The sequence below is a fragment of the Brevundimonas diminuta genome (assembly GCF_050310045.1).
Classification (GTDB): domain Bacteria; phylum Pseudomonadota; class Alphaproteobacteria; order Caulobacterales; family Caulobacteraceae; genus Brevundimonas; species Brevundimonas diminuta_F.
The window spans coordinates 2,159,263-2,177,080 of sequence record NZ_CP190005.1 but is presented as its reverse complement, the minus strand read 5'-3'; the positions used below and the strand labels follow the sequence as shown (position 1 = coordinate 2,177,080).

General features: G+C 66.2%; 17 protein-coding genes. 9 read left to right on the top strand and 8 right to left on the bottom strand.

All coding sequences use genetic code 11. The annotated features are described in order from the left end of the window. Positions 1 to 96: 96 nt before the first annotated feature. The 4 genes from ACORJG_RS10555 to ACORJG_RS10540 all read left to right on the top strand — a co-directional run bounded on the left by ACORJG_RS10555 (position 97) and on the right by ACORJG_RS10540 (position 7,220). Positions 97 to 1,737 (top strand): amidohydrolase family protein, encoded by a 1,641-nt coding sequence (locus ACORJG_RS10555; RefSeq protein WP_427788982.1) that lies wholly within the window; start codon positions 97 to 99, stop codon positions 1,735 to 1,737. A gap of 81 nt (positions 1,738 to 1,818) precedes the next feature. Next, the gene (locus ACORJG_RS10550) at positions 1,819 to 4,755 is read left to right on the top strand and encodes a TonB-dependent receptor domain-containing protein (protein ID WP_427788981.1); all 2,937 of its coding nucleotides are present in this window, start codon (positions 1,819 to 1,821) and stop codon (positions 4,753 to 4,755) included. A gap of 89 nt (positions 4,756 to 4,844) precedes the next feature. Further along, positions 4,845 to 6,635, top strand: a complete 1,791-nt coding sequence (locus ACORJG_RS10545) for a DUF885 domain-containing protein (RefSeq protein WP_427788980.1) — start codon at positions 4,845 to 4,847, stop codon at positions 6,633 to 6,635. A gap of 111 nt (positions 6,636 to 6,746) precedes the next feature. After that, positions 6,747 to 7,220, top strand: coding sequence for an Lrp/AsnC ligand binding domain-containing protein (locus ACORJG_RS10540; protein ID WP_346528946.1), 474 nt, complete (start codon positions 6,747 to 6,749; stop codon positions 7,218 to 7,220). Positions 7,221 to 7,257: 37 nt separating this feature from the next. Here ACORJG_RS10540 and ACORJG_RS10535 read toward each other — a convergent pair whose 3' ends face one another. The 3 genes from ACORJG_RS10535 to ACORJG_RS10525 are packed head-to-tail and all read right to left on the bottom strand — an operon-like array spanning position 7,258 to position 8,608. Then, the gene (locus ACORJG_RS10535) at positions 7,258 to 7,482 is read right to left on the bottom strand and encodes a YdcH family protein (protein WP_025978184.1); all 225 of its coding nucleotides are present in this window, start codon (positions 7,480 to 7,482) and stop codon (positions 7,258 to 7,260) included. Positions 7,483 to 7,523: 41 nt separating this feature from the next. After that, positions 7,524 to 7,994: a TIGR02444 family protein gene (locus ACORJG_RS10530; RefSeq protein ID WP_427788979.1), complete on the bottom strand. Its 471-nt coding sequence runs from the start codon at positions 7,992 to 7,994 to the stop codon at positions 7,524 to 7,526. Then, positions 7,991 to 8,608: a UbiX family flavin prenyltransferase gene (locus ACORJG_RS10525; protein WP_427788978.1), complete on the bottom strand. Its 618-nt coding sequence runs from the start codon at positions 8,606 to 8,608 to the stop codon at positions 7,991 to 7,993. The genes ACORJG_RS10530 and ACORJG_RS10525 overlap by 4 nt, the downstream gene beginning before the upstream one ends. A 114-nt stretch (positions 8,609 to 8,722) precedes the next feature. Here ACORJG_RS10525 and ACORJG_RS10520 point away from each other — a divergent pair, with 114 nt between their 5' ends. Beyond that, positions 8,723 to 8,896 (top strand): YdcH family protein, encoded by a 174-nt coding sequence (locus ACORJG_RS10520; protein ID WP_427788977.1) that lies wholly within the window; start codon positions 8,723 to 8,725, stop codon positions 8,894 to 8,896. Between the two features lie 80 nt (positions 8,897 to 8,976). Here the strand turns inward: ACORJG_RS10520 and ACORJG_RS10515 are convergent, their stop codons facing one another. Beyond that, positions 8,977 to 9,642 (bottom strand): DUF1013 domain-containing protein, encoded by a 666-nt coding sequence (locus ACORJG_RS10515; protein WP_427788976.1) that lies wholly within the window; start codon positions 9,640 to 9,642, stop codon positions 8,977 to 8,979. Positions 9,643 to 9,857: 215 nt separating this feature from the next. Between ACORJG_RS10515 and ACORJG_RS10510 the strand changes: the two genes are divergently transcribed. After that, positions 9,858 to 10,529: a beta/gamma crystallin-related protein gene (locus tag ACORJG_RS10510; protein ID WP_427788975.1), complete on the top strand. Its 672-nt coding sequence runs from the start codon at positions 9,858 to 9,860 to the stop codon at positions 10,527 to 10,529. Positions 10,530 to 10,589: 60 nt separating this feature from the next. Here ACORJG_RS10510 and ACORJG_RS10505 read toward each other — a convergent pair whose 3' ends face one another. Then, positions 10,590 to 11,561, bottom strand: coding sequence for an NAD(P)H-quinone oxidoreductase (locus ACORJG_RS10505; RefSeq protein ID WP_427793018.1), 972 nt, complete (start codon positions 11,559 to 11,561; stop codon positions 10,590 to 10,592). Positions 11,562 to 11,665: 104 nt separating this feature from the next. Between ACORJG_RS10505 and ACORJG_RS10500 the strand changes: the two genes are divergently transcribed. Then, a complete protein-coding gene (locus tag ACORJG_RS10500) occupies positions 11,666 to 11,869 on the top strand; it encodes a DUF1192 domain-containing protein (RefSeq protein ID WP_346528963.1) in 204 nt (67 codons plus the stop codon). Between the two features lie 103 nt (positions 11,870 to 11,972). After that, complete coding sequence (locus tag ACORJG_RS10495) at positions 11,973 to 12,479, top strand: DUF1465 family protein (RefSeq protein ID WP_427788974.1); 507 nt, start codon at positions 11,973 to 11,975, stop codon at positions 12,477 to 12,479. 142 nt (positions 12,480 to 12,621) lie between these two features. On the opposite strand, the gene ACORJG_RS10490 is transcribed toward ACORJG_RS10495, so the two are convergent. Further along, positions 12,622 to 14,178 carry a L,D-transpeptidase family protein gene (locus tag ACORJG_RS10490; protein WP_427788973.1) on the bottom strand — a complete coding sequence of 519 codons (1,557 nt, stop codon included), beginning with the start codon at positions 14,176 to 14,178 and terminating at the stop codon, positions 12,622 to 12,624. A gap of 153 nt (positions 14,179 to 14,331) precedes the next feature. Further along, complete coding sequence (gene rpmE / locus ACORJG_RS10485; RefSeq protein ID WP_346528965.1) at positions 14,332 to 14,556, bottom strand: 50S ribosomal protein L31; 225 nt, start codon at positions 14,554 to 14,556, stop codon at positions 14,332 to 14,334. Between the two features lie 132 nt (positions 14,557 to 14,688). Between rpmE and ACORJG_RS10480 the strand changes: the two genes are divergently transcribed. Next, positions 14,689 to 16,533 carry an ABC transporter transmembrane domain-containing protein gene (locus tag ACORJG_RS10480; RefSeq protein WP_427788972.1) on the top strand — a complete coding sequence of 615 codons (1,845 nt, stop codon included), beginning with the start codon at positions 14,689 to 14,691 and terminating at the stop codon, positions 16,531 to 16,533. 139 nt (positions 16,534 to 16,672) lie between these two features. Here the strand turns inward: ACORJG_RS10480 and ACORJG_RS10475 are convergent, their stop codons facing one another. Next, positions 16,673 to 17,713, bottom strand: coding sequence for a glycerophosphodiester phosphodiesterase (locus ACORJG_RS10475; protein WP_427788971.1), 1,041 nt, complete (start codon positions 17,711 to 17,713; stop codon positions 16,673 to 16,675). Positions 17,714 to 17,818: the final 105 nt, after the last annotated feature.

Genomic DNA, 17,818 nt, shown 5'->3' with positions numbered 1-17,818 from the left:
TAGCGATTTAGAGGCCGGTGAGGGACCGGACGCGCGCTAGCAGGGCCGGTGGCCCTCAATCTTGGGAGGGATTGCGGCTTGCGAACGATGTTTGGGGTGAAGTCCCTTCTTAAATGCGCGGGTGCAGCGTGTGCTGCGGCTCTGATGCTGGCCTCGGCGCCGGTCGGGACGTCCGTCGCCCTGGCGCAGACGCAGGCCGCACCGGCGCGCGCCACGCTGAACCCGGCCCCGCCGCGTCGCGCTGATGAAGGCTTCGGCCCCTATCCGCTGATGGTGGTGCGCGGCGCCATGCTGATCGACGGCACAGGCGCGCCGCCCATGGGGCCGGTCGACATCGTCATCGAGAACGACAAGATCACCGACGTCATCCAGGCGGGCTGGCCGGGTCTACCGGAGCGTGAAGGCCGTCCGCCGCTGAACGCCGCGCACGAGATCGACGCGCGGGGCATGTATGTCATGCCGGGCTTTGTCGACGCTCACGCCCACGGCGGCAGCCCGCAGAAGGCTGCGGATCTGGAATATGTCTACAAGCTGTGGCTGGCCCACGGCGTGACCACGGTGCGCGGCGTCAGCCTGGCGCCGCAGGACATCGCCCTGTCCGAAAAGAACCGCTCGGCGCGCGGCGAGATCGTCGCGCCGCGCATCTACAACTATCAGACGCTGGGTTCGGGCTGGTCGCGGGGTCGCATCCGCAACGAACAGATGGCGCGCGAGTGGGTGCGCTGGGGCGCGGCCAACGGCATCGACGGCATCAAATTCTTCCTGCGCGGGGACGAAACGCCCGAAGTGGTTCTGGCCGCCATCGACGAGGCCAAGAAGAACGGCATGGGCACGGTGGCCCATATTTCCCAGCCGGGCGTGGCCCAGTTGAACGCGCGCGATCTGGCCGAGGCCGGGCTGGGCACGGTGACCCACTTCTACGGTCACTTTGAAGCCCTGCTGGGCGGTCGCAGCATCCAGAACTATCCGACCGACTATAACTTCTATGACGAGCAGATGCGCTTCGGCGAGGCGGCGGAAATCTGGAAAGAGGTCGAGCCGGGCACGCCGCAGTGGTTCGAATATCTGGAAGAGCAGAAGAAGACGGGCGTCGTCTTCGATCCGACCATGACCATCTATGCGGCGTCGCGCGATCTGATGCGCGCCCGCAATGCGCCCTGGCACCAGATCTACACCCTGCCGACGCTGGCGGATTATTTCCAGTCCACGCGCGACAACCACGGCAGCTATTTCTTCGACTGGACGACCTCGAACGAGGTGGCGTGGCGCCGCTTCTATGAGCGGTTCATGCGTCTGGTGAACGATTACAAGAAGATCGGCGGCCGGGTGACGGTCGGGTCGGATTCCGGCTTCATCTGGAAACTGTACGGTTTCGGCTACATCGAAGAGCTGGAGCTGTTGCAGGAGGCGGGCTTCAACCCGCTGGAGATCGTGCGGGCGGCGACGATGGACGGGGCGACGACCCTGGCCGAGCCGACCGGCAAGGCGCCGACCTTCGGCGTCGTGCGGCCCGGCATGAGCGCGGACCTGGTCATCACGACCGAGAATCCGCTGGCCAACTTCAAGACGCTTTACGGCACCGGGCACGAACGCCTGAGCCCCGACAACCGCATCGAGACGGTCGGCGGGGTGCGTTGGACGGTGGCGCGCGGGGTCGCCTACGACGCTCCGGCCCTGCTGGCCGACGTCCGGGCCATGGTCGATCGGCAAAAAGCCGAACGGGGGACGGCGCCCTAAGGCGCCGACCCAAAACAGGTCGCCGCGCGCCGAATGGGGATGACGCGCCCGGCGATCCAATCACAAACGAGGGGAGTTAATATGAGACTGTCTGCTTATCTGAAGGCGGGCACGATGATGGCTGGCATGGCCATGGTCGTCGCCGCACAACCGGCCCTGGCACAGAGCGCGTCGTCTGACGAACAGGCCAGCGCCGTCGCCGATATCGTGGTGACCGGATCGCGTATCCGCCGCCCGAACGTCGAGGCCTCGACGCCGGTCAACGTCGTCGATGCTCAGGAAATCGAGAACATCGGCGTCACCAACCTGATCGACGCCATGGCGCGTCAGCCGCAGGTCGGCCTGGGGGCGTCCGCGTCCAGCACCACCAACTCGGTTTCGGGCCAGGGTCTCGCCACCCTGAATCTGCGGAACCTGGGGTCGAGCCGGACTCTGGTCTTGGTCAACGGCCGCCGTCACGTCGCCGGTTCGGCCGGCACCAGCGCCGTGGACGTGAACTCCATCTCCAAGACGACGATTGCGCGCATCGACACGGTGACGGGCGGTTCTTCGGCGGTTTACGGCGCGGACGCCGTGGCCGGGGTGGTCAACTTCATCACCAAGCAGGACTTCGACGGAATCGCTGCTCAGGCGCAGTATGGTTCGGCGGACGGTCCGAACACCTATTACGGGTCGGTGGCTATAGGCCGCAATTTCAACGACGACCGCACCAACATCATGGGCGCCGTGACCTATGACAAGTCGGAGGGGCTGTTCCGCCACGAGCGCGATTACGCGATGAGCGCGTTGGCCGAAATCCCAAACCCGAACAAGAAGAGCCCGGACGACGGCCTGCCGTCCTTCATCCAGGCGCGGGACGTCTACACCAACACGCAGAACGACTTCTTCACGCCGGTCATCGTCGATGCGATCGGCTCCAACAAGGCGTTCGCCCTGACGTTCACGCCGGACGGCAAGCTGACCCAGTTCGACCGCGGCCAGATCCTGTATGACGGCGCAGGCCGCGAGCAGAAGCTGTCGATCGGCGGCGATGGCTTCAAGCTGCGCGACGACATGCTGCGCACGCCGGTCGAGCGTTACGGCGGCGAACTGCAACTGCGTCACGAGTTCCTGCCCAAGGTCGACTTCATCAGCGAACTGAACCTGTTCGCCGAAGCCAAATATTTCCACATGGTGGCCAGCAGCCAGGCGCGTAACGGCACCTTCGCCGACAGCTCGCCGGGCATGGCGACGGGCAACGCCTATCGCATTCAGGCGGACAACGCCTTCCTGCCGGATGAACTGAAGACCATGTTGGCGCAGGCCAATATGAAGCATTTCGACATCAGCCGGATCGACACTGACTTCGGCATCCGCACCTCGCGCAGCGAATATGACACCACGCGCTTTGTGACGGGTCTGGACGGCGCCTTCAGCAACGGCTGGCGGTTCGAAGCCTACGTCAACTACGGCCAGACGGAATCGCAGTTCACCAACTTCGACCGTCTGCAGAAAGAGTTCTATGAGTCGATCGACGCTATCAGCGAAAACGGCAAGATCGTCTGCCGCAGCGTGGATGCGCGTGCACGGGGCTGTCAGCCGCTGAACCTGTTCGGGGCCTATAAGGGGTCGCAGGAAGCACTCGACTACTCCTACATCTACACCGTCCGCAACGACCGTATCCGTCAGTGGAACGCCGTGGCCAGCGTCAACGGCGAGCTGTTCTCCTATCCGTCGCTGTTCAGCGGAACCAACCTGCCGGTCGCCTTCGCTGCGGGCGTGGAATGGCGCAAGGAATCCAGCCGCGCGGTTCCGGATATCCGTTCCCAGCAGGGACTGATCTTCCAGAACAAGCAGGCTCGGACCGAGGGCGCCTATGAATCGAAGGAAGTCTTCGGCGAAATCAACCTGCCGCTGCTGGCCGATGTGCCGTTCATCCAATACCTCGATCTGACGGCGGCCTATCGTTATCAGGACTACACCACCACGGGCGGCGACAGCAGCTACGGTCTGGGCATGGAGTGGACGGTCGACCGCAACATCAGGTTCCGCGCCAACTACGCCAAGGCGGTGCGGGCTCCGAACATCAGCGAATTGTTTGATGGGGGCGGCGAAGGCTATAATCTGTTCGATGATCCCTGCGACGCGACGCGTCTGAACGTCGGCAACTTCCCGGACAACCGCAAGGCGAACTGTGCGGCTCTGGGCCTTAGCCCGAGCTTCACTCAATCGAACGCGACCAAGCCCGCCATCAGCAAGGGCAATCCCGACCTGCATCCGGAAGAGGGCGAAACCCTGACCCTGGGCGTGGTTCTGACGCCGTCCTTCCTGCCCGGTCTGGCGATCACCGTTGATCACTACGACATCAAGATCAGCGACGTGATCGCCTCGCTGGGCGCGCGCACCATCATCAACAACTGCGTCGACAGTCCGACCCTGAACAATCAGTTCTGTTCCAATGTCACGCGCGGCCCTGACGGCAACATCAGCAAGGTGGTGACCCAGGTGATGAACGTCGCCGAATACACCAACTCGGGCTGGGACGTGACGGCGTCGTATCGCACGGATCTGGTGAAGCTGGGCCTGCCGGACTACGGCTCGCTGTCGCTTAATGCGGCTGCCGGTTTCCTGGACGAGCTGACCTATGACCCGGTTCCGGGTGACGCCAGCGTCCGTGACGAACAGGCCGGTCAGGTGCCGAATCCCAAGCGCCGGATGAACTTCCGCGTGTCGTGGGACTATGATCGCCTGTCGCTGTCATACGCCAATCAGTATCTGGGCAGCGTGTTGCGCAGCAACAAGGATAAGGTGGGGGCGTACGAAGTGTGGAAGGCTCCGTCGTGGGTGACGCACGACATCCGCGCTGAGTATCGCTTCGACCGGTTCTCGGTGTTTGGCGGGGTGAACAACTTCACCAACGAAGCGCCTCCACAGACCGCGTTCACCTGGACGGGGACCGCGCTGTACAATGGCTTTAACGCCAGCCTCTACAATAACCTCGGTCGGTACGTTTACATTGGCGTAAACGCTAAATTCTGATCCACTATAGAGAAGCCGCCCGGCGACGGGCGGCTTCTTGCCTTTAAGGGCGCACCAACGGCGTCTGAGTAATTTTCGGGGGAAAGACGATGAAGTCTCTCACTGCTTTCGGGGCCCTTGCGGTCGCTGTCGGGGTTCTGACCGTGGGTGGCGTCGCCGCGCCGCAGTCGGCCCATGCCGCACCGGCTTCGGCCGTCGCCGCCGCGCCATCGGCGCTCGACGCCCAGTTTGAGGCCATCGCCGCCGAGGAGTGGGCCTGGCGCCAGAAGGAGATGCCGGGCCGCAACGCCAAGACCAGCACCCTGCCGGACGTCAGCGCCGCCACCCAGCAGCGCCGTCTGGAATACTGGACCGCCGTCCAGCGTCGCCTCGACGCCATTTCGCCGGACCAGCTGTCGCCGAACCAGCGCACCAACTATGCCGTCTACAGGCACCAGATCGACAACTTCGTCGATGACGGCCGTCACCGCCTGTATGAAATGCCCTTCAACTCGGACAGCGCCTTCTGGTCGTCGCTGACGGGGCTGGGCAGCGCGAATTTCACCTCGGTCGAGGACTACGAGCGCTATCTGTCCCAGATGCGCGACGTGCCGCGCTATTTCGATCAGCAGATCACCAATATGCGCGCTGGACTGGCGCGCGGCTTCACCCAGCCCAAGGCCTCTCTGGTCGGGCGGGACGTGTCGATCCTGGCGGTGACGGAGCCGACGGACGTCACCCAGAACCCTTTCTACAAGCCCTTCCTGACCATGCCCGCCAACATGTCCCAGGCGGACAAGACGCGCCTGCAGGCGGCGGCGGTTCAGGCCATCCAGCAACAGGTCGTGCCGGCGCACCGTACACTGCTGAGCTTCATCCGTGACGAATACATGCCCGACGCGCGTGAGACCCTGGGCGCCAACCGCCTGCCGGACGGGGATGATTTCTATCAGACGCAGATCCGCCAATACACCAGCGTCAACCTGACCCCCGATCAGATCCACCAGATCGGCCTGTCCGAAGTCTCGCGCATCCGCGCCGAGATGGAGACGGTGATGCGCAGCACCGGCTGGACCGGCGATTTTGCGGGCTTCATCCACTTCCTGAAGACCGACCCGCAGTTCCACTATGACAAGCCGGAACACCTGCTGTGGCACGGCGCCTGGGTCATCAAGAAGGTCGACGGCAAGATCGGCCAGTATTTCAATCTGAAGCCGCGCGACACCTTCAGCCTGATCCCCGTGCCGGACGCCATCGCGCCCTATTACACGGCTGGTCGCGGCGGCAACGGCGTCTGCCTGCTGAACACCTATGACCTGCCGTCGCGCCCGCGCTACAACATCCCGGCGCTGACGGTGCACGAGTGCAACCCCGGCCACGCCTGGCAGGGCAATCTGCGCCGCGAGCACGAGCCCATGCCCGACTATCGCGCCCAGACCTACATCTCGGCCTTCGGCGAGGGCTGGGCCCTGTATACCGAGAAGCTTGCCGTCGAGATGGGCATCTATGAAGACGCCTATGAGGACTTCGGCCGCCTGACCTATGAGATGTGGCGCGCGGCGCGTCTGGTCATCGACACCGGCGTCCACTCCAAGGGCTGGACCCGTGAACAGGCTGTGGCCTTCCTGACCCAGAACACCGCCCTGTCGGACCACGAAGTCGGCACCGAGATCGATCGCTACATCACCTGGCCGGGGCAGGCCCTGTCCTACAAGCTGGGCGAGATCGAGATCGTGCGCCTGCGCCGCAAGGCCGAGGCGGAACTGGGCGCTGACTTCGACATCCGCGCCTTCCACGATCATCTACTGGCCATCGGCGTGGCGACCATTCCGGCCATGACGGCGGAAATGGAAGCCTTCATCGCTGACAGCAAGGCGAAGGCAGGCCGTTCGGCCCAGTAAAAAAGGCGGGCCGGCGCGTCATGCGCCGGCCTCCGACGCTCGCAAGCGCGTTGCGCATTTATCGCGGGTTTGTCAGTGTCGGGAATCTGTAAAGCGTAGGGGGAAGAGCGCATGAGCGCTGGGGAATACAAACTGGACGATGCCGATCGCCGCATCCTGAGGGTGCTGCAGCAGGACGGGCGGATCACCAATCAGGATCTGGCCGCGTCGTGCAACATGTCGGCGTCATCCTGTTTCGAACGGGTGCGGCGGCTGCGTGAGCGGGGGGTCATCACCGGCTATACGGCCCTGATCGATCCGAAGTTCGCCGAGCGCGAGCTGCTGATCTTCATCGAGGTGCTGCTGGACCGCACGACCTCGGACATCTTCGACCAGTTCGCCGAGCGCATCCGCCGCTCGCCCGAGGTGTTGGAGTGCCACATGGTGGCGGGGGGCTTCGACTATCTGGTCAAGGTGCGGATGAAGGATATGGCGGCCTACCGCATCTTCCTGGCCGACACCCTGATCGTCATGCCGGGCGTGCGCGAAACCCGCACCTACGCCGTGATGGAAGAGGTCAAGGACACCTCGGTCCTGCCGTTGTAGGGCTAAGGCCCTCTCCCGACGGGGAGAGGGCTGCCTGCTAGGCGATGATGTCGGGCAGGATCTGATCCTGAAGTTTCACGATGTCGTCGCGCAGGGCCAGTTTCTTGCGTTTCAGGCGGGCGATCATCAGCTGGTCGGGGGCAGGCATATGGCCCAGCGCCTCGATCGAGGCGTCCAGGTCGGCGTGTTCCTGCAGCAGGCGCGCCAGCTCGGCGCGCAGCGCCTCGTCTTCTTCGGACAGGTAAGGTTCGTCGTCGTTCATCGTAAGCCCCGCGCCGGTGGCGCTTTATAGCTTGGCCGGGGTCAGGCTGGAAGCAGCTCGGCGAGTGTTCTGAGGGCGGGGCGCGGCACGACGCGATCCCACAGGCGGGCTGTTTCAGCCATGGCGTCCAGAGGATTGCGCGCCGGGCCGGATGGCGATGGCGAAAGGGCCTGAAGGCCTTCCAGAAGATGGCGCTCGGCGGCCAGTTCGGCGGCCTTGACCCGTTCGCGCACCGCCAGACGGGCGTCGGTTTCAAGGTCCGGCACGGGCGTCTTCAGCGTGCGGCGCACGGCGCGCAGGGGGGCGATGGTCGTGGTCTGCCAGGCGCGGGCGGTGTCGCAGGCGGCTTCAATCGTCTCTTCGTCCGGGCGGCGGCCGGTGACAGCGGTCCAGGCGGCCCAGAGCAGCAGGGGGATGTTCTGCTCGTGATAGTCCTGAAGCGACAGGCAGGCGTCTGCGGCTTCAGGCGCGGCATAGGCGGCGCAGGCCCAGGTCCACAGATCATCGCTCATGCCTCGGCGCCGCCTTTCAGGCCTTCCCAGCGGCGCACGGCCGACCAGTCCAGGCCGAACACGTCCAGCGCCCGTCCGACCGACTGATCGATCATCTGCTCCAGACTGTCGGGTCTGGCGTAGAAGGCTGGCAGGGGCGGGGCGATGACGGCGCCCATTTCGGCCAGGGCCGTCATGGTGCGCAGGTGGCCCAGGTGCAGCGGCGTCTCGCGCACCATCAGCACCAGGGGGCGGCGCTCCTTCAGCGTCACGTCGGCGGCGCGGGTCAGAAGGGTCGAGGTCACGCCGGTGGCGATCTCGCTCATCGTGCGCACGGAACAGGGCGCGACGACCATGCCCAGGGTGCGGAATGAGCCGGAGGAGATGGTCGCACCCACGTCGTTCAGGCGATGGACCACATCGGCCCTGGCCGTCAGCTCGTCGGGGGTGAAATCCGTCTCCTGCGACAATGTGAGCAGGGCGGCGCGGGTGACGACCAGATGGCTCTCGACGCCCAGTTCTCGCAGGGCGTCCAGCACGCGCGCGCCATAAATAACGCCCGAAGCGCCAGAGATTCCAACGACTAGCCGGGAGGGCGCGGGCGCCCGAACGGTCGAGTTCACAACATCGGCCAATTTCGCCTCCAACCTGTCCGTGCCCGGAGCGGCGGGGGTCACTGCAATGTGATTCCACACCCCGCTGAACCGGGCGCTGAGTGTAGTGGTCCCTTAGACATGGAGGCGCAAGCCATGACCATTGAGGCGCGTATTCGCGAACTGGGTAATCGGCATCGGTCGCTGGATGAGACCATCCAGCAGGAGATGCGACGGCCTTCCGCGGACCCGACACACCTCAGGGAGATGAAGCAGCGAAAGCTGCGGTTGAAAGAAGAAATCAATACCCTGGAAGCCCGCGCCCACTAGCGGGACTCCTGCCTGAAAAACGACGGCCCCGGAAGAGCGATCTTCCGGGGCCGTTTTGTATTCGCCGCTGAACCGATGGATCAGTCGCGCGAGCCGAACACCGACTCGGCCGTGGGCTCGGCGCCCGAGCCATAGCCTTCTTCGGCTTCTTCGATGGCGGCTTCGGGCTCAGCCTCGACTTCGACGGGTTGCAGGACGCCGTTTTTGGCGTCGTCCTTGGCCTTCTTGTCGGCGGCCTTACGGACCACTTCGTCCAACTGCAACTGGCCGGTCAGGCCCAGCGTCACCGGGTCGACGGGCTTGATGTTGGCCGAGTTCCAGTGGGTGCGGTTGCGCACGCTCTCGATGGTGGCCTTGGTGGTGCCCAGCAGCTTGGCGACCTGGGCGTCGGTCACTTCGGGGTGGTTGCGGACGAACCACATGATGGCGTCCGGGCGGTCCTGACGACGCGAGACGGGCGTGTATTTCGGACCCGACTTGGCGGGTTTCAGCAGTTCGGCGTGGCGGCTGACCACGGCCTTCATGCGGTAGTTCGCGTCGTTCTGGGCCTTGTCCAGTTCTTCGCGGGTCAGCTGGCCGTTGACGATCGGATCGGCGCCGCGGATGTCGCGGGCGACGTCGCCGTCGGCGATGCCGCGCACTTCAAGCGGGTGCAGCCCGCAGAAGTCGGCGATCTGCTCGAACGAGAGCGAGGTGTTGTCCACCAGCCAGACCGCGGTGGCCTTGGGCATCAGGATGTCGGTCATGGGCATGGATCCCGGCGTTGCGGCCCGAAAAACGAGCGTTTGAATCGACGGCGCCCGACCTTTTCGGCCGGGCGCGAGAAGCCCTTTATAGTTGATTTCAGGGGAAATGAAAACGTCGTCTGTCGTTCTCATAAAGCGAAGGTTCATCTTGCCTGGGCCAGATTGGAGGCCAAGGCGCGTTGTGCGCCAGAACAAGGCTCCAAGGAGGCCGATCCATGAAGACGTTCGTGATTGCCGCGGCAGGTCTGGCCCTGACAGCCGGTGGTTTCAGCGCCCTGAGCGCAGGTCCGGCAGAGGCCCAGCAACGGGGCGCGCCGCGCGGCTCCTACGCGCAAAGCTGCGAAGGCTCCTATGTCAATCAGGGGCGGCTGTATGCCGACTGTCGCGACATGCGCGGCAATATGCGCTCGACCTCCATTGAACTGGCGCGCTGCTCCAGCAGCGACATCGTCAATGACAACGGCCTGCTGATCTGCCACGGCCATCGCGGCGACTTTGAGAACAGCCGTCCGGGCGGCGGCCGCCCCGGCGGTGGTTGGGGCGGAAACAACGGCTGGGGCGGGAATAACGGCTCTGGTCATGGTTCGGGTCACGGCTCGGGGCAGGGCGGTTGGAGCCAGTCGTCGATCACTGTCTATCGGGATTCCAACTATCGCGGACAGTCGATGACCTTCCGTGAAGAAATATCGAACCTGCGCAATACAGGCATGAATGATGCGATCAGCTCGATCCGACTTTCGCGCGGCGCATGGGAAGTCTGTGAAGACGCCAACTTCCGCGGCCGTTGCGAGATCATCCGCAACGACACGCGCGACCTGAACCGGATCGGCATGAACGACAAGATTTCGTCTATGCGCCCTGTCCGCAGCGGCGGCGGTCGCTGGTAAAACGTCAGCCTCACTGGATCATGAGAGGGCGGGAGGCTTCGGCTTCCCGCCCTTTCTGTTTCAGGGCAGCAGCATCACCTTGCCTACATGGGTGCCCGCTTCCAGATGGGCGTGGGCGGCGGCGGCTTCGGCCAGCGTGAAGGTCGTCTCGACCTGAGCCTTAACGGCGCCGGATGCGACCCACGGCCAGACCGTCGCCTCGACGGCGGCGGCGAGACGGGCCTTTTCATCGGCCGGGCGGCTGCGCAGGGTCGAGCCGGTCAGGACGATGCGCTTCAGCATGATCCGCATCAGGTCGACCTCGGCCTTCGCTCCGGTCAGGGTGGCGATCACCACCCAGCGCCCGCCGGGTTTCAAGGCGTTGAGGTTCAGTTCGGCATAGGCGGCGCCGACCATGTCCAGCACCACATCGGCCCCGCCCTCGGCCTGAATGGCGGCGGCCAGGTCGTGTTCGGTCGCGTCCAGACTGACATCGGCGCCCAAGGCGCGGGCGGCCTCAGCCTTGGCGGCGCCGCGAGACGTGGCGATGACGCGGGCGCCCGCCGCCTTGGCCATCTGGATGGCGATGACGCCGATGCCGCTGGTGGCGCCGTGGATCAGCAGGGTCTCGCCCGCCTTCAGACCGCCGCCCTCGAAGACGTTGGCGAAGACGGTGAAGGCGGTCTCGGGCAGTGCGGCGGCCTGAGTGAAGTCCAGACGTTCGGGAATCGGCAGGGCGTGCCGGGCGTCGACCACGGCGTATTCGGCGTATCCGCCGCCGCCCAGCAGGGCGCAGACCCGGTCGCCGACCGTCCAGCGCGTCACGCCTTCGCCCACGGCGTCGACCTCGCCCGCGACCTCCAGCCCCAGAATGTCGGGGGCGCCCGGCGGGGGCGGATAGCGGCCTTCGCGCTGGACGATGTCGGGACGGTTCACGCCCGCCGCCCGTACGCGGATGCGGATTTCACCAGGGCCGGGATCGGGCAGGGGCCGTGTCGTCAGGCACAGGGCGTCGGCCGGGCCGCGTCCGTTTTTGATTTCAATGGCTTGCATGGCGGCTGATGCGGCGGCGGACATGGCGGCTCCCTTGGCTTGCATTCGGGATCAATGCGGCGTTCACTTAAGGGTTCATGCCTGAGATGGCCAAGGAGGCGAGGATGAGTTTTGAAGATCTGGAGCCCCGGCCGCAGCGCGGCGAGGCCATCACCGCCCTGGGCCGCGAAGACCTGGACCTTTACGCCGTCGACGAACTTCAGGAGCGGATCGCCGCCCTTGAGGCCGAGATCGCCCGGTCGCGCGCCGCGATCGACGGAAAGTCCTCGCAGCGCAGCGCCGCCGACGCCCTGTTCAACTTCCGCTGAGTTTCAACCTGGGGGCGGTTTGTTTGCACCTCTCCCGCAGGGACAGTTTACATGGCATGACGATTGCACCCTGCGGATGCATGAGATTCATGGATAGACGCCCGTGACCGCCATCGAAGCCAAACCGACTCCGGCGGGCCTCCCGAGCGCCGAGGTGCTGAACTTCGCGCGCTCTGAGCTGTTCGAGCGCACCTTCCGCGAAGGCATGGAGCTGGTCGAAGAGACAGCCGCCTATCTCGACGGCGACGGGCGTCAGGATTCACGCCTGCTGTCGCGCGCGGCCGCCCTGTCCTATGCGGGCGAGAGCATGAAGCTGACGACGCGGCTGATGCAGATCGCCTCATGGCTGCTGGTCCAGCGCGCCGTGCGTGAACAGGACATGAGCGCAGAGGCGGCGGGGGATCCGCGCTATCGTCTGGCCGACCGCCGTATGGAGACGGAGCCGCGTCGCGGCGACCTGCCCATCGCCCTGATCGAATATGCCGTACGGGCCGAGAAGCTGTACGATCGCGTCCTGCATCTGGATCGCCAGATGTATGTCGAACCGGCGACCCCGCCGGAGAATCCGGTGCAGAGCCAGATGGATATGCTGCGCGCGGCGTTCGGCTGAGGTTCACCTCCCCATTTCATGGGGGGGGATCGGCGGCGCAGCCGACGAGACGGAGGGGCTGCCGGGTTCCGCTGACCTAACCCCTCCACCGCTACGCGGTCCCCCTCCCCACAAAGGGGGGAGGGAAGAGGGGCGCAGTTCCTTACGGTGTCACTTCATTCGGGTCGATCGGGGCGTCGGCGACGACCTGCGGCAGGTTGACGGCGATACCCAACGCATCGGCCAGCTTGGCGTCGCGCTTGTAGACGTCCTCGCGGAAGGCGACGCGGCCCTGACCGTCGACGAAGGCGGTCCAGTACAGCAGGCGCACGCCGATGTTGCGGCCCGTGGTCACGCGCTTGGTCTCGCCGCTGGCCTGGGCCGCGTCGAATATGGCCAGCCGTTCGGGATCGGGCGACAGCAGCAGGCGGGCGAAGCCGATGGCGTCCTGCACCCGCACGCAACCGTGGCTGCGCTGGCGCACCGACAGGTTGAAGGCGCCCCGCGCCGGGGTGTCGTGCAGGAAGATGGCGTAGCTGTCCTGAAGCTCGAACTTCACATTGCCCAGCGACGACTTCGGCCCGGCGCGCTGGACCACCCAGCCGTCGGCGTTGACGTACATGTCGTTGGCCGCGAGATAGCCGGGGCCCTTGGGCAGGATTTCGCGGCGCGCGATGCCCATGGGCACGGTCCACGGCGGATTGGCCACGACCGAGGCGAAGGGTTTTTCAAGGCTGGGCGTCTGGTTGGCGGCGGTGCCGACGACGACGCGGTTGGAGTGAACCGGCTTGCCGTCCTTCCAGTAGACCATGATGGCGGCGGCGGTGTTGACCTCGATCCGCTCGGGATTCAGGTCGCGCTTCAGCCAGCGGCGGCGCTCCAGGTTCAGGGCGATCTGGCGGGCGCGGTCCTCGGCCGTGGCGGTCAGCGAGCGCTGGGTGGCGCCGCCGATGCGGCCATCGGCGCCCAGACCGTGGCGGGTCTGGAAGCTGCGCACCGCCTGCTCCAGTTCGGGGCCATAGGACAGGTTGCCCTTCAGGCGCTGGGCGTTGGCCGCGCTCAGGTCGCCTTCGGCGGCCAGGCGAGCGGTCAGGGCCGGAATGCGCGGGTCGCTGGTTCCCGGCTCGATCGTGCCGCCCACGCGGAAGGCGGGCCAGCCGCCCTGACGCGCGATGCGGCGATAGCGGGCGTAACCGGCCGACAGATTGGTGTAGCCCAGATCCGTCGGCGGCAGGGCGTCGAACCACTCGCTGAGTTTGTTGGCGGACACGGCGTCGACCAGACCGCGCGGCAGGTCGACGCTGTTCTTCTGCATCTCCCATAGCTCTTCGACCGTCTCGGGCCGGACGCGGCCCTCGGCCAGCACCTTGGCGTAGGCCAGGGCGGCGGCGGTGGAGCGGATCTCGGCCGTTTCGCGATCAGCGGCCAGACCGACGAAGTCGAAGAAGTCGCCGGGGGCGAGGCCGTGACGTTCGGCGCCCTGCGCGATTTCCTGCAGGATGCGCAGGCGATCAACGGTCCAGATCGGCTTGCCTTCGGTCAGTTGATAGACTGCGCGCACCCCGGCCTGCTGGGCGGCGGGCAGGCGGCCTGCCTGCGCGTCGAAGCCCGCGATGAAGATCTGGGGATCGGTGGTGCGCGTCTGCGCCAGGGCGCCGGAGGCCGCAGCCAGCGTCAGGGTCGTCGTGGCGACGCCAAGGCCCAATTCCCGTCGGTTCATCGTTTGAAACTCATAAGGTCCGATATCGGCTCAGACACAGCGTCTGCGCCCCGGGTGATCGAACGCGCTGATATTACCGGCGTTCCGGATAACAAAAAAGCGCCGGCCCGAGGACCGACGCTTTTGTGGCGAACTTGTCGCAGCAAGCGTGGCTTACTTCTTGATGAAGCCGCCGAACTTGTTGTTGAAGCGCGAGACGCGGCCGCCGCGGTCCATCAGGTGCTGGTTGCCGCCGGTCCAGGCCGGGTGCGTCGACGGATCGATGTCGAGGTTCAGCGTGGCGCCTTCTTTGCCGTAGGTCGAACGGGTCTGATAGGTCGTTCCATCCACCATGGTCACGGTGATGAAGTGGTAGTCGGGGTGCGTGTCCGCTTTCATCGATCTTGTCCGTCTCTGCGCGACGACGATGCCGACCGTCACTGCGCGTAAATAGAGAATCCCGCCGCGAGGCGCGACGGGAGCGAGGGGCGGCGTTTACACCGGGGGGCGTTCCGGGGCAAGAGCGCGACCATGACCCACGCTGAACCTCAACGTCACGCCCAACCGACAGGTCGCCCCGGCGCCGGGGCCGTTCTGGCCGAACAGATGGATGAAGCGGGCGGCAAGCGCGCCAAGAGCCGCAACATCCGCCCGCTGGGCCGGTTGCTGCCGTTCCTGGCCCGGCACAAGATGGACGCGGCCATCGCCTGCGTCTGGCTGATCGGTTCGACAGCGGCCTCGCTGGCGCTGACAGCGACGGCGCGCGGCGCCATCGACCACGGGTTCGAGAACGGCGGCGCCGACATTGATCGGTGGTTCCTGATCCTGGGCCTCAACGCCGTGGTGCTGGGGCTGGCGACGGCGCTTCGCTATTTCTACGTCACCAAGACGGGCGAGCGGATCATCGCTGATCTGCGCACGGCGTTGTTCCAGCGCATCCTGACGCTGGACCCGGTCTTCTTCGCCCATATGCGGACGGGCGAGGTGCTGTCGCGCCTGACGACGGATATCCAGTTGGTCGACACGCTGCTGACCACCTCGGTCAGCTATGCGCTGCGGAACTTCCTGACCCTGATCGGCGGGGTGATCCTGCTGTTCTTCGTCAGTCCCAAGCTGACCGGTTTCGTGCTGCTGATCGTGCCGGTGCTGATCGTGCCGCTGTTCCTGTTCGGCCGGGTGGTGCGCCGCCTGACGGTGCAGTCGCAGGACACCTTCGCCGGGGCCGTGGGCTTCGCCGGCGAAAGCGTCGACGCCATCGAGACGGTTCAGGCCTTCGGCCGCGAAAAGAGCGCCATTGGCCGCTTCGGCGCGGCGGTGGAAGAGGCGTTCGCCGTCTCGCTGAAGCGGATGCGGGCGCGCGGCGTGATGACCGCCATGATCATCATGGTGATGTTCGGCGGCGTGACGCTGGTGCTGTGGCTGGGCGCGCAGGATGTGATCGCCGGGACCATGACGCCGGGCGCCTTGTTGCAGTTCGTCCTGCTGTCGGTGTTCGCGGCGGGCGCGGTCGGCGCGCTCGGCGAAAGCTGGGGCGACGTGCAGAAGGCGGCGGGCGCCATGGAGCGGATCGACGAACTGATGCGGGCGACCCCCGCCATCGCCCCGCCCGCCAGCCCGGTCGCCCTGCCTCAACCGCCGCGCGGCGAGGTGTCGATGTCGGCGGTGGACTTCGCCTATCCGGGCCGTCCCGACCTGCCGGCGCTGAAAGGTTTCAGCCTGACCGTGCGGCCGGGCGAGACGGTGGCCCTGGTCGGGCCGTCGGGGGCGGGCAAGTCGACGGTCTTCCGCCTGCTGCTGCGCTTCTATGATCCGCAGTCCGGTCTGGTGTCGGTGGACGGCATGGACGTGCGGGCGGCCGATCCGGTCGACGTGCGCAACCGCTTCGCCTGGGTGTCGCAGGAGGCGCCGCTGTTCTCGGGCTCGGCGCTGGAGAACATCCGCTTCGGCCGCGAGGCCGCCACGCTGGAGGAAGCCCGCGCCGTCGCCGCCGAGGCGCAGGCGCTGAGCTTCATCGACGCCCTGCCGGAAGGTTTCGAGACGCCTCTGGGCGAGCGCGGCAAGAGCCTGTCGGGCGGCCAGCGCCAGCGTCTGGCTATCGCGCGGGCTCTGGTGCGCGAGGCGCCGATCCTGCTGCTGGACGAGGCGACCAGCGCGCTGGACGCCGAGAACGAGCGTCTGGTGCAGGCCGCGCTGGATCAAGCCATGGAGGCGCGCACCACACTGGTCATCGCCCACCGTCTGGCGACCGTGCTGCGCGCCGACCGCATCGTGGTCATGGACGGCGGTCAGGTTGTCGAGGAAGGCACGCACGCCGAGTTGACGGCCAAGGGCGGGCTGTATGCGCGTCTGGCCAAGCTGCAGTTTCAGGGAACCTGACGCGAACCCTCTCCTCCCCATGCAATGGGAAGGTGGCGCGGAGCCATAGGCGACGTGACGGAGGGGTGGCTTGGTTCCGCTGTCTCAACCCCTCCACCGCTTCGCGGTCCCCCTCCCCATTGCATGGGGAGGAAAAGTGTCAGCGTGCGTTGACGGCGGCGGCGGGAAAATCGCTGAACACGGCGTCGACGCCCAGCGCGTAGACGGCTTTCAGCCACCCTGTCAGGTCGCCATGGTCGGCGGGAGCGTCGCCGGTGCGATACTGCGCGGGCAGGAACACGTTCTCTGCCCTGAAGGTCCAGACCACAACCTTCAGGCCCGCCGCATGGGCGTTCTTCGTTAGAGACGACGCCTCCAGCGCGCGGCTCGCATCGTCGCGCGGCACGACCATCAGATCCTGCGCCCCGACGGCCTCGGCATAGCGGGCGATCTCCGCCAGCCCCTGCGGCGTCGCCATTTCGGCATAGGTAGCGCCGGGTCGGTCGGCGGGGCCGCCGCCCGCCTGCATCAGTTGCAGCAGCGGAGCGTCGATGCGCGCCTTCAACCGCTCCAGAGTCCCGACCTCAAAGCACTGGATCAGGATGGGGGCGTCGGCGCCGGTCAGACCGTGGCGCTCCAGCACCGCGACGAAGGCGTCCTCCATCGGCAGGCCCAGAGCGGCGAAGTGGCTGGGGTGCTTCAGTTCGGGCGCGACGCCGATGACGCGGCCGGTGCGGGCGGCGCCTTCGCGGGCGATGGCCGCCACCTCGTCAAAGGTCAGGATCGGCTCCTGACCGTCAAAGGCGGCCGAGGCCGGGCGCAGGGCGGGCAGGCGCTCGCGGGCGCGCAGGGTCTTCAGCTCGGCCAGGGTGAAGTCTTCGGTGAACCAGCCGGTGATGGGAACGCCGTCCACCTCGCGGGTGGTGCGGCGCGGGGCGAACTCGGGACGGTCGGCGACGTCGGTGGTCTCGCCGATCTCGTTCTCGTGGCGGACGACCAGATGGCCGTCGCGGGTCATGACCAGATCCGGCTCGATAAAGTCGGCGCCCTGTTCGATAGCCAGTTCATAGGCGGCGCGCGTGTGTTCGGGCCGCTCGCCCGAAGCGCCCCTGTGGGCGATGATGACGGGGGCAGAGGGCGGCGTGGACATGGCCGGTTGGCTCGATGACAGGAGGACGGCGGTCAGGATGGCGGCGATCATGCGCGAAGGGTAGGGGCCAGACGTGACAGGCGCGTGATTTCTCCCTCCTCTTCATGGGGGGCGTCGCGCAGCGACGAGCGGGTGGGGAGGGGGGGAGCCAGACAT